The sequence below is a fragment of the Psychromonas marina genome (genome assembly GCF_030161115.1).
Classification (GTDB): Bacteria; Pseudomonadota; Gammaproteobacteria; order Enterobacterales; family Psychromonadaceae; genus Psychromonas; species Psychromonas marina.
In genome coordinates this window covers 16,433-33,669 of record NZ_BSPQ01000018.1, presented here as the reverse complement: position 1 = coordinate 33,669, position 17,237 = coordinate 16,433, and the positions used below count along the sequence as shown (strand labels likewise).

The window sequence follows — 17,237 nt, the reverse complement described above, 5'->3', positions numbered from 1 at the left end:
CTTTTTACTCTCCACTTATTACATTGATTTTCCATGAAACAGTTTCATGGCACCCTTAAATTTGATTAAAAGCATCACAGTTTGACTAATTTATCTTGATGATATCCACATCTTCTGTGCTTTCTATTCCTCTATGATGAAGATAATTTATAATCTATCAGATGTTGTTATTACACAGGTTTACGCAGATAAATCAGTCGCAATAACCCTCTAAGTACTTCTTATACAGACAATTACAGTAATGTTAAATGAAGGGTATAGGCTGATTTTTGTGCATGATGATTATAGCAAGCAGTGATGTTTTTCGACTGGTAGCAAAATGCCAATGTATATAAATTTACTTGCGTTGGTTTTTTGTGATTCAAATTCTGTAAACAATCATTCAGCATTAAATGAAGGATTTGTTTAATTTTTTAAGTACCTATTTAACTAGAAAAGTAACCGCTTACATATATTCAATGGAACATAAAATGAAAAAAATATTTAATATACAATCTGAAGTTGAAGGCGCGTTTGTGGATCTCAAGGGGGAGCGCTACTACAAAATATCTCACGTCGATCAAATGTCTCCCTTCTTTATTAGTGTTGTATCTGCAAGTGATCACTGGTTATTTATCTCTTCAACGGGCAGTCTTTCCGCAGGGCGTATTCGTCCAGAAAATGCACTTTTTCCTTATAAATCAGTCGATCATATCCATGAAAATTCTGAAAACACAGGATCTAAATCTATTTTCCGTATCACAGAAAATGACTCGTTATTACTTTGGGAACCGTTCAACACGCACCAAAATAACCTTTATGATATTGAACGTCACCTGTATAAAAATGCGATTGGTGACAAGATTGTATTTGAAGAGATCAATCACAGCTTAAAGCTTAATTATCAATACAGTTGGCATACCTGCGAACAATTTGGTTTTGTACGCAATGTCGAATTATCCGATTTTTCTGGTACTGAACGTAATATTGAACTAATCGATGGATTGCAAAATGTATTGCCATCGGGTGCTCCCTTAGGTGTATTACAAACGGCTAGCGCACTCGTTGATGCCTATAAATGGAACGAGCAATTAGCAGGTAGTTCTCTTGCACTGTTCAGTATGTATGCGAAGTTAAGTGATAGAGCAGAGCCTTCTGAATCACTACTTGCAACAACGGTATTCAGTTTAGACAGTGAACCTCATTCAGATGATAAAATTTTATTAAGCAGTCAACAGCTTAGTCGTTTTCGTAATGGTGGAGATATTCATCATGAAGGCCTAACTAAAGGTGTTCGTGGTAGTTATTTGTTGCATAAGACAATAACGTTGAAGGCTGATCAAACAAGGGGCTGGGCAATTGTTGCCGATATAGACAAAAATCATGCTGATATTTGTGACTTACAACATTTATTATTAACACCAATAAAACTAGCAAAATTAGTTACTAAAAGTGTGGCGCATAACCAGCAGGAACTGATTAAGTTGATGTCCGGTGCAGATGCGTGGCAATTGACAGCAGAAGAAAATACCAGTGTTCATCATTATGCCAATGTTCTTTTTAATAACATGCGTGGTGGTGTTTTTGCAAATGGTTATCTGCTTGAAAAAAGTGATGTCGTGAAAAGCTTGTTTAACGCCAACAAACTTGTGATGCGCGAGCACGCTGAATTTATTGACGCGCTTGAAGACAATCTATCTCATACCCAGTTAATTCAGCACGCAAAAGCAACGGATGATCAACAATTAGTGCGCTTGAGCTATGAATATTTACCACTCACATTTGGTCGTCGCCATGGCGATCCAAGTCGTCCATGGAATCACTATGAGATCAAATTAAAAGATGAAAATGGTGATCGCTTACTTTCATATCAAGGAAATTGGCGCGATATATTCCAGAACTGGGAAGCATCAGCACTGAGTTATCCTGGTTTTATTACTTCATTTATTGCAAAGTTTGTTAACGCATCCACCGTTGATGGTTACAACCCCTATCGAATTACTAAAGAGGGCGTTGATTGGGAAAAGCTGGAAGAGAATGATCCCTGGAGTAATATTGGTTATTGGGGCGATCACCAAATTATCTATCTACTTAAATTTTTAGAATTAGCAGATAAGTTTTCACAACAAGATCTTATCACTTTGTTAGATAGTGATATTTTCAGTTACGCCAACGTGCCTTACCAATTATGTGGCGTTGATAAATTGTTTGAGAACCCTAAAGATACGGTCGACTTTAATCATAAAACGCAACAGTTAACAGAGCAGCGTGTTGACCTATTAGGCAGTGATGGTCGGCTAGTCTTAGACGCTGACAATAATGTCTACATGGTTAATTTAACAGAAAAAATATTGGTGCCACTGTTAGCAAAATTGAGTAATTTAGTACTCGATGGCGGTATTTGGTTAAACACTCAGCGCCCTGAATGGAATGATGCGAATAATGCGATTGTTGGCAATGGGTTGTCGATGGTGACACTGTATTACATGCGTCGTTATGTTGCTTTCATGCAAAAAATATTAATAAAGGCAGCAAATAGTTTTGCTATCTCTAAAGAAGTGGTTGATTGGATGGTTGCGATCACTGTTGTACTTAATGATGCAGTACAAGTGGTTAAACAAAAAAATATCAGCGCTGAACATTCACATCAGGTGCTAACAGATTTAGCCAACTGTGCAGCTAGTTACCGTGAAAAAGTGTACACCAATCATGGTTTTTCTGGAAAAACGAAGGTGCAAAGCAGTGAGATAACGACGCTGTTATCGGTCAGTTTAAGCCTACTTGATGCGACTATTGCTAATAATTTACGTGAAGATGGTTTATATAACGCATACAACATATTAAGTTATTCAGATAAGTCTCTGACGGTAGAAGCGCTTTATCCAATGTTGGAAGGACAAGTCGCAGTATTGAGTGCTGGCATATTATCACCAAAACAAGCAGTGAGCTTATTAGATAAGCTGTTTGCGAGTGAGATGTATCGAGAGGATCAAGCGAGCTTTATGCTGTATCCGGATCGAGAGCTAACCACGTTTATGAATAAGAATCGATTAACCGCAAAGCAAGTGCAACAAAATAGTTTACTAACGTTGATGATGGAAGCGGATGATAAACGCATTGTGATGCAAGATAGTGATGGCAATTATCACTTTAATGCAGACTTTGAAAATAGTGGTTATTTACGTACGACGTTAGATAAGGTGATGATCGATTATCCCGCTATTAGTCACGATCAAGTGCTTGATGTTGAAAAGCTTTATGAACAAGTCTTTAATCATAAAGCCTTTACTGGACGCTCTGGCACCATGTTTGGTTATGAAGGCTTAGGCTCTATTTATTGGCATATGGTGTCGAAACTATTGTTAGCTGTACAGGAAAATTATCATGCATCACGCAACCTTGATGCAACAAGCAAAGAAACGCTGAAACTTGGCGATTATTATTATCGTGTACGTGCGGGTATCGGTTTTAACAAAACACCACAAAATTATGGTGCATTTCCAACAGATCCCTATTCACATACCCCTAAACATTCAGGTGCACAACAGCCTGGGATGACAGGGCAGGTTAAAGAGGAGGTGATCACCCGCTTCGGTGAATTAGGTATTCAAATCAATGATGGCCAAATTTCGATTAATCCATCTCTGCTTAAACCAAGTGAGTTTTTGAAGGAAGCGGCTACTTTTACTTATCTTGACCTATTGGGCGGAAAACAACGTATTCATGTTCTACAGAATCAGCTTGTGTTCACCTATTGCCAGGTTCCATTTGTTTACAAAATCTGTGAGCAAGGGACGCAAAATATTGTGCTTCATTTTAATGATGGCTTACAACAAACAATTAACACATTGCATATCTCTTCTTCATTAAGCGAGATGCTCTTTAGCCGCTCAGGTAAGGTCAATAAAATTGTGGTGACTATTCCTAAGTCAATGCTTCGTGTAGGTAACTAAAAATATCAAATGACAGTCATGGATGTGACTGTCATTACTCTGCACAATAACTGAGTTTCAAAAAGGAATATTCATGAAATCTAGAGTCAATACACTAGCTGTTGCTGTTTTATCTTTAACTTTACCTATTGTAGCAATGGCAAAAGATAATAGCGGCGAACTCAATCAAGATACTCGGGCTAAAGTGAGTGGTAAAAATAGTGCTAGCGCGCCTTTATATGGTGCTGAGTTGTACAGTTTAGACCGAATTCATTTTGGTAAATTTGTTTTGCGTATGAAAATGGTTTCTGAACCAGGAGTGGTGTCCTCATTTTTTACTTACGACAATGAATCTTGGCAGGGAGAGGGGCGTCCATGGCGTGAAATAGATTTTGAAACTATTGGTAGCCACCCAAATCGTTTACAAACCAATCTTATTACTGGCACTGCCGCCAAACGAACGCACTCCGAACAAAATGCAGTGGTTGAAGATATTGAGGCTTTTCATACCTACACCTTAGAGTGGACACCAGAGGCCATTACCTGGAAAGTTAATGGCAAAACAGTGCGTACTGATTTGGCAAAAACCTCACAACAAACACGTGATATGGCGGACACGCCACAAACTTACCGCTCAAACATTTGGATCTCTGAAGTGATTGATTGGGTAGGCGAGTTTGATGAGAAGCAGTTGCCTAAATATCAAGTGATCGATTGGATTGAGTATCATCAATACAACGAAGACAAGACCTTTGCACTGAAATGGCGAGATGACTTCAATCAATTTGATAATAAGCGTTGGGGTAAAGGAGATTGGGGTTTCGAATCCAACATTGTTACCTTTGCACCCGATAACATTAAAATTGTTGATGGTAAGTTGGTGCTTGGTTTAACTTATGGAAAAGCGGGTATTGATATTAATCACTATAACAGCGCTAGATAGGTAATGACGTAAACCTGATAAGTACAATATCAGGTTTACTGTTGATCCTCATTTTGGCTAAGCTTACTCAATGTTGCTTTAATCTTCGCTGGTTAATTGTGTTGTTTTATTTATCTGTTTTTTGCTCAACGTAGAGAGTAACAATACAAAAAAACATAAAACAAAATTAAACAGTGGTATCTGTAAATCCGATGGCATTGAATAAATAATTAGCACCGAAGGGATCCAGATTATCCAGTTTGTTATCAGTACCGTTGGTATTTGCAGGCAAAAAAACTGCCTATCCAAACTAGCAAATGTCTTACTAAAGTTGAGCAGTTTATCTTTCCATAAATAAGCAATAGCCATGCTTGGTGCTGCCCATAACGTACCGTATATAAATTGATCTACAACGGTCTTTTTGACTAAGGTATTAACATCGTTGGCGTTGCCAAACCACTGTTCTTGAAGCTGGTATAATAGATCAACTTCGACGCCTTTATAGGCCCAGAATAAAACATAGAACAGTCCAGTTTTAGCTAATTTATCGGTAACTTGTTTTGTTAAAGCAAGATAAACAAAGGGAATCAATCCACCAAAAATAGCGGTTGAAATCATCGCGTATTTCCACCCATATTGGCTTTTCAAATCCCCCAAATAGCTAAATAAAATAGTTGCTGGCTCATAATAGAAATAGCTTAATGCGGTGAGTACTGCGAATACTTGCAAAACGAGTCCAGGAAGCAGGTTTTGTTGTAATGCTAATGTGATATTTTTCCTTAGTGTTGCTGTTTTTTGCATTGTTTTATACCTTGATCAGAGTTGTTTTAATCCTGCATAATTATACGTTATTCACTTCTGCCTCCCTTCAGATAAAGAACGTTAACCTTAGTAAGGTGCTAGTTTTGTGATTGGTGAGTGGTAACTGGTTTTATGTATTTGGTAATTCCGGTTTACTACAATGATTGCATTGAGATTGCACTATTTTCAAGCACTCCAGTGGTGCTGTTGTTGCACCACGATGACACTATTTATTCAATTGAATGTTTGAAACTATCGCTGAACGCTTTAATAATGTGTTGTTAATGGTTGGCATGATTATCGCTTATTCAAATAGGAAGGAAGTTTATAAAACGACTATAAAAGGAATAAGTCATGAATAAAATTGAGATGAGTGAAGAGATTATATTAGCTAAAAAAGAGTTGGCTTTAAGCTGGGAAGAGATCGCGAGTTTAGTGGGCATCTCGCCGGTATTTTTAACCTCTGCTTGCTTTGGCATGAATAGTTTAAAAGAGGAGGTGGCTGATAAATTATGCGCCGTATTAAATTTACCATCTATCGTATCCACTGCTTTACAAGCGTTCCCTAATAAAACGTGGGATTTCACTGTTCCTCAAGACCCCGTTGTTTACCGCTTATATGAAGTGGTTGGCGTATATGGCGAAACTATTAAGGAGTTAGTTGGTGAAAAATTTGGTGACGGCATAATGAGTGCAATTGATTTCTCGATGGAGATCGATAAAGAGGAAAACCCAGCGGGAGATCGTGTTGTGATCACGATGAATGGTAAATTTTTACCCTATAAAGCGTGGTAATTTGCATCGATCTCGAAAATAACTGTGGCTTATTTAGCCACAGTTAAGAGTGTTATTTACAGATACAATTGACCCCTTCACTCTGACAACAAATTTCCAATGAAGCAAACTTTTGGTTTGAATAGATGTATTGTGATCTATTATTTCCCCAAGAAGTAGCCCCTCCTTTTAAATACTCCTTCCTAAATTTTATCCAATAGGTGATATAAATTTATCCCTGTGTAATTGAGCGATTAAAACTAACAAGGTGATCCTAGTTCGATTTTTGAACAATTATTTTTAACAGTCTAAATATCAAATTTTTTATTGGTTATTTAAGTCCCTTTATTAAGATTTTATCTTGTTATTTTAATATCTTAAGAAATTGTGATTATTAAAATAAAGACTATTTCGCTGGAAAAATAAATTGAGGAGTAAATTTAAAAATTAAATTATTTATATTGTCTTAACATGTTGTTTTATAAGTTTATATTTTTACCTTGTTGCCAATAAGATGCGTCATACCTTTTTGTCTTTGCTTTCGTGAAACGTCGGTTTATTTAAGTTGACTCATTATTTTAAAATAGTAGTTTCTGACGTCGGTGTAATACCTAATATTATAAAGGTGGGTGATTATTCCAAATAGGAAATGAAAATTTACAGCAATTAGATAATAGATAAGGTGATAAAAAATATGGATATATTTAAATTTAAACCTCTTAGTTTAGCTGTCGGAACTGCAATAATTGGTTTAACTTCAGCAATGATTGTCAATGCCGCCCCCGGATATAAAGAAGGGGCTTCGCTCCCTACTTCGTACTCACAAACTATATGGGCACATAATCGCGGTGTTATTGCCGATGATGGTGTCGATGACTCATCACAAATACAAGCAATTATTGACTCCATAGATATAAATAATGATCCCAATAATTTAATCCGAATATTACTACCTGCTGGTGAAATTAATATTGGCCAAGAAGTGCATGTTGACCGCTCAGGTATTGTCATTGAAGGGCGCGGTTCTGACCCTGTCACAGGCACCAAAATCACTGTAAATTCTTGGCAGCCTTACACCGTTGCTTCAGACGGTGCACCTGAGTTTGACAAAAAATACTGGCCTGGCTTTGGTGCATTTCGTGCAGAAACACGCATCATGCACCCTAAAGAGTTGAACTACGAAGGCAGTATTAACTTTCATTGGAAACATGCGATTGAGTTTGGATCACCTGCAAAATTAGGTGATAGCACATTGACACTAGAAAGTGGTGGGGCGGCTAAGTTTGTTGTTGGGGATCTTATTTATGTTGGGGCGGCTAATGATGATGCCTTTTTAGATGAAGGTGATATTCCCGCTGATATGCGTAGTAAAAGTCATATAAAAACAGGACACATGCGTACACAAATCTTTACAGTTACAGCCGTCAACACAAGCAGTAATCAAGTCAGTATTGATCGTCCGTTAGAATACAATGTCGAATTACAAAATAGCAACGGTTACAACAGTCGTGTTATGCCTGTTACAGCCGTTGAAAATGTTGGTTTTCGTAAATTCTATCTGACCATGGATAAAACGGGAACAGATTGTGAATCTTATAACCCATCTAATTTGAGTGAGAGTAATTCGATGGGGGTTGGGCATCGCTACGAAAATATATGTGCTGCTGATGCGATACATGGACTTATTTTCAAAAATGCATATAACGGATTTGTAGATGATGTATCGCTTGAGATGTTAGGTTCACATCCGATTGTCACAGAGTTCGCGAAGAATATGACATTTGTAAACAACCATATTAATGGTTCATGGAACAAAGGGGCTGGCGGTAACGGATACTTCCGAGGCTCTAAGTTGTATGACAGCCTTATTCAAGGCAATACCATAGAAAATGTACGTCACCTTACCCTGCAATGGTCTGCAACCGGTAATATTGTTGAGAACAATACGCTTAATGTTGATATGAATTTACACGGAGGATGGGAGCGTAATAACATTATTCGTAACAACACCATCGCCATCCCATTTGAGCATCGAAGCTGGTCTAATGGCGAGCCAAGCGAAGGCACTTGGCAACCGATTTGGTATGCATCTGGTGACCATGCAACAAAATGGTCAGGCCCGACAGGTCCCAATAATATTTTCATTAACAATACCTTAAAAAAAGCCAAAACAGCAGGGGCGACTATTTCTCGTTGGGGATTGTTTGATACTCCCGATGTTCCTTTTAGTTTTGCAGTAGATGCAGCTGGAAACTTTAAACATTTAAATATTGATGGTCAGCCAGTGGCAACATGGACGCAAGAAATTGCAGAAGCTGTTTATGCACAAATGCCAGATTCTGGTGTATTACCCGATGGTATTACTGAGCAACCTCCTGTGGTGGAGCCTCCTGTTGAACCGCCAGTAGAGCCCCCAGTTGAAGGTTGTAGTTCTACTGTTAACATCCCGTGGAATACTAAAACAGAAGTCACATTAATAGGCTCTACCTGTGTTGAATTTCCTCAGTCACTCGATGGTGAAACGGTAAGTATGTGGGACAGTGATGCAAATAGTAGCTGTGATTTCCGCGGAACTATCACCTCAGTCGATGGTAGTGGTTCATACACGATGGATGGGAATTATGAATCAGCAAAAAGCTTTACAGGCAAGGTGTTAAAAATTGCCGCAACCAACAGTTGTGCATTTATTAAACTACGTGCTTATTAATAAACAAATGACGATTTTCACTCACTAATCAAATAAAACCACTCTCCTAGATTGAGTGGTTTTTTTTAACTTAAAAAGCATTTATTAATGCTGTTTAATTTAAGGGGAAGGTAATGAAAAAATACGGATTTACAATGAAACAACTTAGTTATGTAAGCTGCGGTTTACTGATCGGTTCATCAAATGCTTTAGCAGGAGAGGTCTACCACTTAAATTTTGATCAATTTGATGCAGGCAGTTACAGCAAGCAAAATGTAAAAGATGATACTAATGCTAATTATGGCAAAGGTTTTTACGATGGTAGTGATCCTCGTTCTGACCGCGCGATGATTGATAGTAGTGAAAGTGTAACGGGTAATGGTCAATCATTGCGCATTACGTTCCCTGCTGGAAAACTTAAAACAGCAGACTCTGGTGTTGATACACGGATACCTTTATCAGGCACTGCGAGTAAAAACACCTATGCTGCAGATGAGTTATACCTCTCCTATTGGATTAAATTTAGTGATAATTTTGAATTTTCACAGTGTGGTGGAAAGTTACCAAGTTTAGGCGGAGCAGATTATGCCTCTAGAGAAAATCAGTGGAAGGGACGTATTATGTGGCGCCCGGGTGGTAGCATTCAATTTTATATGGAATTGCCGCATGATTTAGACAAGATTGATTCTGACTTTGATCGCTTTTGGGGAGAAAAAGAGGTCGATGGTGGGGCCATCTGTGACAATCGATTCAGCCCATATTTAGCGACCTCTGGATGGCATAATATCGAGTTGCATTACAAATTAAATTCATTGGGTCAGTCCGATGGTTTATTTGAAGGCTGGGTCGATGGTAACAAAGGTTATAAATTAGTGAATGCAGATGTATTTGGTAATTACCGTCCAGAGGGGGGGGAACAAGATAAATTAACCATTAATTCTATTTTACTTTCAACATTCTTAGGTGGCTCCAGTGACCAATATAAAATGGCAGAAGATACCTATATATGGGTTGATGAGTTTAAAGTTTCTACAACACGTGTTAACGAATATCACCGATATAGCAATGGTCAATGGTAAGTGCTCTATGCCGATTATGGCAAGATTAACGTAGTTTATTTAAGTGAATAGAACCCCTATACAAAAAAGGACGTTTTGTTACAGCTAGGAAATTGGCAGAACTAATTCTCTAGCTGTATTTAAGACAAGGAGTACATATATGAATACATTAAATTTGAAAATGATCATGGTTGGTTTAACGTTGTTACCCAGCTTGCAAACATTTGCTGAAGGCTATCCATTTACCTTACCGGATAAAATGAATGCAACAATCAACGTCATCACGGCAGAGCAGGAGCGATATAATAATAAATTATTAGGCACCAATATCTTTGGCTTTAGTAATAATACAGAGCAAGCATTAATTAATCGCTATCAACCAATAACAATAAGGTTTCCTCATGGTTTGTGGGCAAATTGGTATGATTGGGAAACGGATGGAACTCGTGTTTTTGGTACTGATTCATTTCAATGGATTGCTGCAGATGGAAAAACAAAAACAAAAACACTCGATCATTTAGCGCAAATTAAACTCAAGGATGATAGTCAAACCAAAATAGGTATTGATGGGTTAACGGTTTTAAATTCAGATAAAGTGAATGGCCAAGGTAAAGGTTATGACATGCTGTGGACATTTAACATGAGTGCAGACGGCAGTAATTTTAACAACGGCAGTCCCGTTACTGTTGCGCGTTACAATGATTTAGTGTCTCGTGGTTTTGAAGTAAAAGATATTGAACTTGGCAATGAAAATTTCTATCCCGGTCAACGAAGTTCAATCATTCCTAATGCTAAAGAGTATATAAAAAGAGCAAAATCGATGTCGACTGCTCTTAAAAACATTGAACCAACGATTAAAGTTTCTATTCCTCTTTTAAGAAGAGAGAGCAGTGCTAATCCAAATTGGAATGAAGATTTAAGCGCGGATAAAAGTTATTTTGATGCAGTGACCATTCATACCTATGTCGGCTCTGATCCTGATGATCCTGCCAGTGCAGAAGGCGCCTATGCAACCGCATTAACCGCTCGTCACCATTTAGCTAAATCTATCGATGATTATGCGGGTAAAGTCGCGCCTAATAAACCCGTTTGGTTATCAGAATGGGGTGTTAAATCGGGAGGGCCGAATGCGGTTTCAGTATTAGGTATGGCTGATGCTTATATTTTCATGAGCGAAAACCAAGACCGATATGAACGTGCAAATTGGTTCAGTGTTAATGGTAAGCTCAACTCCTTTTTAGTTTGGGAAACGTATATATCACCAAGTGGTGTAGAACGCCCTCGCATCAAATACCCTTTGCAGAAGACTGCTGTTGGCGCGATGTATGAAATTATTCGTAATGTACTTGAAGATAGTACATTGTTGGAAAGTGAAATGCAGAGCCATGATTTAATGACTGGGGTTGATGCTATCAGCGCTCGTGCTGTCGTTAAAAATGGAAAAACGATATTAATGGTATTAAACCTTACTAACAAATCTGTGCCATTTAACGTTAAATTGAATAATACAGATTACAACGGCAGTTTTAATCATCAAGCGATGTCTTTCTCTTGGATGGGAGCTGAGAAGATACTGCCCATCGACAGTAATCCACTAGAGATGGTCAAGCAAGGTACAGGCACAATTACATTACCTAAGTTTTCTGTCAGCCATATTTATTTAGAAGATGCAGATATTGCGACTAATACGTTTAGCGTTGCATTGACGAAACCGGTCAATAATAGTGTATTTGATATTAACCAAGTTGTTACCTTGCAAGCCCAAGTAAACGACAGTGAGAATGATATCAAACAAGTTAACTTTCGTGTCAATGGGGCTTTTTATAAGCAAGTTAATAATGCGCCCTATATTGTTGAGTGGACACCTAGCAAAGTCGGTAGTTATACCTTTGATGCGATTGCAGTTAAAAATAATACGATGCGTAAAACATCAGCTATTAAAACTATCAAAGTGAATGCGTCAAAATCATATGTCCACATAAGTAAAGCTAATAGTAATGGTTTTGCGCTTGATGGAGGCGATGGCGGTGCCAATAATCAAAATGTGAAGTTATGGACGTCTGGTACCGCACGCATTAATCAACAATGGGAAGAAATCTCACGTGGGGCTGATTATTACTCCTATAAAAAACGTGGGACACTTTTCTGTTTAGATGCTGGCAATGGTGGCGCTAAAAATCAAAACTTAGTGATAATGAGTTGTGATCACCAAAACCAAAATCAACATTTTAAAAAATTAAGCCTAGGTGGTACCAAGTTTCAGTTAGTTAAACGTAATGCATCTGGCTTTGCTGTTGATGGCGGTACGGGAGGAGTAAATGGTCAAAATGTGAAACTCTGGACAACTCAAACAGCGGCCGACGGCAATCAAGTTTGGCATTTTTTAAGCATCGATTAAGCGAATAATTGTTTAAAAAAGCATTGTTATAATAGGGTGAGTGCTTACAAATTTGTTGGTAACTCATCCTCCTTGTTAATCGAGGTTAATTATAGCGAGCAAGCGTGTCGCTTATATATTAACTTACTTTAAGTACTCTTTAGCATATTCCAGTAGGGGCAATAGAGTTAATCACTAGCATCATGAAGGTGTTTAGAGAGATATTGCTTATGTCGTTGTGTCATAATCAGTAATACTTTCAATGCTGAGAAAAAATATGCCCTTCGACGTTATCACTTACTTGCCTGAAATAATTTCTGTTACCGTTATCGCAATATTTATGTCGATCAGTCCAGGTGCTGATTTTGTGATGGTGACTAAAAACAGTCTTTTTCATGATCGTAAAGCGGGGCTTTATTCTGCATTGGGTATTAGCTTAGCGATTTGGATGCATGTTACCTATTCGATTGCAGGGTTGGCGATTGTTATTGCCAATTCACCACTATTATTTTCTCTAATAAAGTATCTGGGCGGTGCCTATTTAGTCTATATGGGGTGGAAAACCTTCCAATCAGGAAGTGACATTCGTATTGAGCAGGGGGATGATAAACCAACACTTTCTAACTTTTCAGCCTTTAAAACGGGGGTTATCACTAACGCACTAAACCCAAAAACAACGATCTTTTTCTTGAGTATTTTTACCCAAGTGATTACTCCGGATACGCCAATCTTGATACAGCTTCTTTATGGCGCCATTATCTCTATCGCGCATCTATTGTGGTTTAGTTTAGTGGCTATCTGTGTCACTCATCCATTATCTTTAACACTTTTCAATCGCTATAAAGTGACCATTGAAAGAGTCATCGGCGTGGTATTAATCGGTTTTGGATTAAAGGTGGCTTTTAGTACATTTTGATAAGCTATAGTTCGTATTGTACTGATTTAATGTTACTTTATCATTTGTTTAACTTTAAAGCCCCTAAATCTAAGGATCTAGAACCATGGAAATATCTTTAAAGGCGATGGATAAAACTGCATTCACTGCTTATCGAAAACAGGCGATTCCAGCTTATGCCAAGGATAATGTTGAATCTGGTCGTTGGGATGAATCCGATGCATTAGCGCGATCTAAACAAGATTTAGATCGGCTTTTACCGCAAGGTGTGGCGACTGATAATCATTTTCTATTTAATATTATTGAACAGGATAGGTCTCGTAAAGTAGGTCACATTTGGTTAAAGCTTGAAGAGAATATGCGCAGTAAATCCGCATTTATTTACGATATTGAGATCGATGAAAGTTATCGTCGTAAAGGTTATGCCAAATCGGCACTTGCTGGTATTGAAATAGTTGCTGCGGAGCTCGGTGCAACGAGTTTAGGCCTGCATGTTTTTAACTACAATGATGCCGCGATGGCACTGTATAAAAGCATTGGTTATCAAGTGGTAAGTCATAATATGCAGAAAGTGATTAGCAGCTAATTATTTGTTATTGGTAAGTGAACAAGGATCGTCATGAATAAAATTGTGTTGTTTGACTGGGGGGATACGTTAATGGTTGATTTCACCGATCAACCTGGTCACATGAAAGATTGGGCAAATGTGCAAGCGGTCAATGGCGCGGAACAAGCGCTGAAAAGGCTATCTTCAATATCGAGTTTATTTGTTGCCACGGGGGCTATCGGTACCACTTCTGAATTAATGCGTTTAGCTTTTCAGCGAACCTCACTTAGTCCTTTTATATCTGGTTATTATTGCCCTAATAACGTGGGTTATGAGAAACCATCGGCACAATTTTATAAAACCATTGCCCATAATATAGATTGCCGTGTTGAAGATATCATCATGGTTGGTGATAACTTAGAACGTGATATTTTACCGGCTATCGCTGTCGGTATGTCTGCTATTTGGTTGAATAGTAAACATCAAAAAAATTTACATAACGTTAATGAGATCAGTTGTTTAAATGAGCTCTGCTCACTTTATGAAGTGCTCAATCAATCTAGATAAACAACTTTTTCTCTCTGGTCATTATCAGCATTTATGACATATGTAATAGGTGAACAAAAATAGCATTAACTATTTGAATGCAAAGTAAATATCAATTATTGTAATGCGATTTAATCAACACAGCCCGATTTTCTATAATACTAAGGATGGTATCTATGAATAACCCCAAAAGACCGAAAAATACCCATGCACACTATCATGCTCATATCTATTTCGAAGAGCAGACATTGTTGTTTGCTATTAATCTCAGTGAAAAAATAGCGCAACAATTTCCCTTAATAGTGGGGCGTATTCATCAAAAATTAGTCGGTCCACATACAAAGTGGAGCTTTCAAGTGTTATTTGATCATCTAGCATTTGATGAATTTATAGCATGGTTAGCGTTAAACAGAGGCGATCTTAGCGTGCTGGTACATGCGCAGACGGGTGATGATCTATTAGACCATACCGAACATGCTTGCTGGTTGGGTGATAGTGTTGCTATAGATACTTCAAGATTTTAAACGTTACGGGATTGTATTTAACCTCAGTTCTGGATAATGGAATCGTATAAGTATCATATATCAATAGTTTAAAAGTTTATCTCATACAGTACTGTTAGTTTTGTGTAGTTCAAGGCAAATTATCGAAGCAATAACTGGTTATTGGAAGATGATTTAACACCGAAATACACGAAAATAACGGTGCTGTATCGGTTTGCTTATCCAGAATTGAGGTTATTTAAATTATGACGATTAAAAGGCATCAGAAAATGGCTTTGGTCACTTTTACGGATAAAGATTTTAAGCAACTCATCGACTGGATTAGTTGTGATGAACTGAATTATCTCTGGGCAGGACCGACCTATTCATACCCGTTAACAGTTCAGCAAATTACAACACATTGTGACCAACCTGAAGTATTTCCTTTCCTATTTCAGGTATCAGGGCGAAATGCCGGTTTTATTGAGCTTTATCGTGTTGCTGATGATCATTATCGAATTTGTCGTGTTTTTATTGCCAATGAGTATCGTGGTCATGGTTTATCGAAACAGATGATGGCAAATATCATTGTAAAAGCACAAGTGAAGTTTAACTGTAAGTTGCTTAGTTTAGCCGTTTTTGAGCACAATATTGTGGCTAAAAATTGTTATCTTGCACTAGGTTTTGATGTTGTTGACACTGAAATTGGCACTCGCGTCTATAAAGAAAAAAGCTGGAATTTAGTTCGTATGCAAAAACAGCTGCTCGGTCAGCCATAAAAGACCAGCAATAAAAGATTAAGTTAATAATGGCGCTGTTACAGGGCTAGTTTAAGGTATTAATATGAAATATTTAGGTAGTTGTCACTGTGGAAATGTTCAGTTTAGTGTTGAGGCGCCAGAGGTTATGGAAGCTGATTTATGTAATTGTTCAGTATGTAAAAAATCAGGTTACTTGCATCTGATCGTACCGAAGTCGCGCTTTCAAATGCTGTCTGGGCAAGATAAATTAAGCGAATATAGATTCAATTCTAAGATCGCAAAGCATTATTTCTGTGCCAATTGTGGCATCAAACCCTTTTATATTCCGCGCTCTAACCCTGATGGGGTCGATGTTAATGTGAATTGTTTAGATACGCCCATAAAACAGCTCAATGTAACTGACTTTGATGGTCAAAATTGGGAACAACATGCGCATAAATTGAGCCATAAAAGCAAAGACTAGCAGTTTATAATTAGATGAGTAAGTAGAAATCATGGAAGATCAATCTCAACAGTATCTGCAAAATTTTTTAAACAGCTTAGATGAAGCTGAACGTCAAAAGTACCATTCATTCAGTGCTGACTATTTTTGTGCAGACGAGTTCAATGCAAATTTATGTGCTGAATTAATTCGAATAGGCCAAAAAACGGCGACCTGTAGCCTGAGTCATTGGTATGAATCTGGTGAAGAAGTATTGCCCACTATAGGGCATTTGATGGTTGTTGTTGATTGGCACAAAAAGCCTGTTTGTATTATCGAAATAGATAGTGTTAGTAAGTGCCGATATAATGAAGTGAACGCTGAATTTGCGTATGCCGAGGGTGAAGGGGACCGATCATTGTCATGGTGGCGCAAAACACATTGGGATTTTTTTGCTAAAGAATGTGAACAATTAGGCATTAAAGAAAATGAAAATATGATGCTTGTTTTAGAGCGCTTTCATGTTGTATATCAATAAGTATGCGCTGTGTAATTAGCACCTATTGTGTTTGAGTAACAGCATCTACTAAGGGGAAATATGTCAGAAATATCTGAGATTGAACTGAAAAGTTGCCCAGAAAATTCTCCTTATTGGCGCGATATTGAGCGTTTATTTCAAAGTGAATGGGCAGATTTCAAATTGAGTGATAATTATCTAAAAGATGGTTACGCAAAACAGAGTTCTCTGCCTCCTGTACTGATTGCTTTAAACAAGGGGGAAGTTATTGGTGGGTTATCATACTCACTTTACCTTGAGCCCCATAAAAGCAGTGAAGTAATTTGGGTTAATAGCGTTTTTGTTGTTCAGCAATGGCGAGGGCAAGGTATTGCTAGCCAGTTACTTGAACGGGCTGTTCAGCAGCTATCCAATAATGTTCAACATCGTTTGTATGCCTATACCAACATACCTGCACTGTATACCTCACTAGGTTGGTTTGTTGTAGATATCGACAGTGAGCCAGGTCATCAAGTAATGAGTATTGCGCTATAGAGTGT

Annotated in this window: 15 protein-coding genes; 14 read left to right on the top strand and 1 reads right to left on the bottom strand. The window is 37.9% G+C overall.

What is annotated here, in order from left to right; genetic code table 11:
* Positions 1–470 precede the first annotated feature (470 nt).
* Together QQK09_RS16005 and QQK09_RS16000 are read left to right on the top strand one after the other, a co-directional pair.
* Complete coding sequence (locus QQK09_RS16005; protein WP_284205166.1) at positions 471–3,932, top strand: hypothetical protein; 3,462 nt, start codon at positions 471–473, stop codon at positions 3,930–3,932.
* 73 nt (positions 3,933–4,005) lie between these two features.
* The gene (locus QQK09_RS16000) at positions 4,006–4,854 is read left to right on the top strand and encodes a family 16 glycosylhydrolase (RefSeq protein ID WP_284205165.1); all 849 of its coding nucleotides are present in this window, start codon (positions 4,006–4,008) and stop codon (positions 4,852–4,854) included.
* Positions 4,855–4,932: 78 nt separating this feature from the next.
* Here QQK09_RS16000 and QQK09_RS15995 read toward each other — a convergent pair whose 3' ends face one another.
* Positions 4,933–5,634, bottom strand: coding sequence for a hypothetical protein (locus QQK09_RS15995; protein ID WP_284205164.1), 702 nt, complete (start codon positions 5,632–5,634; stop codon positions 4,933–4,935).
* Between the two features lie 354 nt (positions 5,635–5,988).
* On the opposite strand from QQK09_RS15995, the gene cynS reads away from it, so the two are divergent.
* The 12 genes from cynS (at position 5,989) to QQK09_RS15935 (ending at position 17,232) form a co-directional block, all read left to right on the top strand.
* Positions 5,989–6,429: a cyanase gene (cynS, locus tag QQK09_RS15990; protein WP_284205163.1), complete on the top strand. Its 441-nt coding sequence runs from the start codon at positions 5,989–5,991 to the stop codon at positions 6,427–6,429.
* A 673-nt stretch (positions 6,430–7,102) separates the two neighbouring features.
* Positions 7,103–9,115, top strand: coding sequence for a right-handed parallel beta-helix repeat-containing protein (locus tag QQK09_RS15985; protein WP_284205162.1), 2,013 nt, complete (start codon positions 7,103–7,105; stop codon positions 9,113–9,115).
* 113 nt (positions 9,116–9,228) lie between these two features.
* Positions 9,229–10,173, top strand: a complete 945-nt coding sequence (locus tag QQK09_RS15980) for a polysaccharide lyase (RefSeq protein ID WP_284205161.1) — start codon at positions 9,229–9,231, stop codon at positions 10,171–10,173.
* Between the two features lie 139 nt (positions 10,174–10,312).
* Positions 10,313–12,550: an Ig-like domain-containing protein gene (locus QQK09_RS15975; protein WP_284205160.1), complete on the top strand. Its 2,238-nt coding sequence runs from the start codon at positions 10,313–10,315 to the stop codon at positions 12,548–12,550.
* A 256-nt stretch (positions 12,551–12,806) separates the two neighbouring features.
* The gene (locus QQK09_RS15970; protein WP_284205159.1) at positions 12,807–13,445 is read left to right on the top strand and encodes a LysE family translocator; all 639 of its coding nucleotides are present in this window, start codon (positions 12,807–12,809) and stop codon (positions 13,443–13,445) included.
* A gap of 85 nt (positions 13,446–13,530) precedes the next feature.
* Positions 13,531–14,010, top strand: coding sequence for a GNAT family N-acetyltransferase (locus tag QQK09_RS15965; protein ID WP_284205158.1), 480 nt, complete (start codon positions 13,531–13,533; stop codon positions 14,008–14,010).
* Positions 14,011–14,043: 33 nt separating this feature from the next.
* Positions 14,044–14,538 (top strand): HAD family hydrolase, encoded by a 495-nt coding sequence (locus tag QQK09_RS15960; RefSeq protein WP_284205157.1) that lies wholly within the window; start codon positions 14,044–14,046, stop codon positions 14,536–14,538.
* Positions 14,539–14,693: 155 nt separating this feature from the next.
* Entirely contained in the window at positions 14,694–15,041 is a 348-nt protein-coding gene (locus QQK09_RS15955; RefSeq protein WP_284205156.1) for a DOPA 4,5-dioxygenase family protein, read from the top strand.
* Positions 15,042–15,289: 248 nt separating this feature from the next.
* Positions 15,290–15,778: a GNAT family N-acetyltransferase gene (locus QQK09_RS15950; protein WP_284205155.1), complete on the top strand. Its 489-nt coding sequence runs from the start codon at positions 15,290–15,292 to the stop codon at positions 15,776–15,778.
* Between the two features lie 64 nt (positions 15,779–15,842).
* Positions 15,843–16,223, top strand: a complete 381-nt coding sequence (locus tag QQK09_RS15945) for a GFA family protein (protein ID WP_284205154.1) — start codon at positions 15,843–15,845, stop codon at positions 16,221–16,223.
* 31 nt (positions 16,224–16,254) lie between these two features.
* Complete coding sequence (locus QQK09_RS15940) at positions 16,255–16,719, top strand: ASCH domain-containing protein (protein WP_284205153.1); 465 nt, start codon at positions 16,255–16,257, stop codon at positions 16,717–16,719.
* Positions 16,720–16,779: 60 nt separating this feature from the next.
* On the top strand, positions 16,780–17,232 hold the full coding sequence (locus QQK09_RS15935; protein WP_284205152.1) for a GNAT family N-acetyltransferase: 453 nt from the start codon (positions 16,780–16,782) through the stop codon (positions 17,230–17,232).
* Positions 17,233–17,237: the final 5 nt, after the last annotated feature.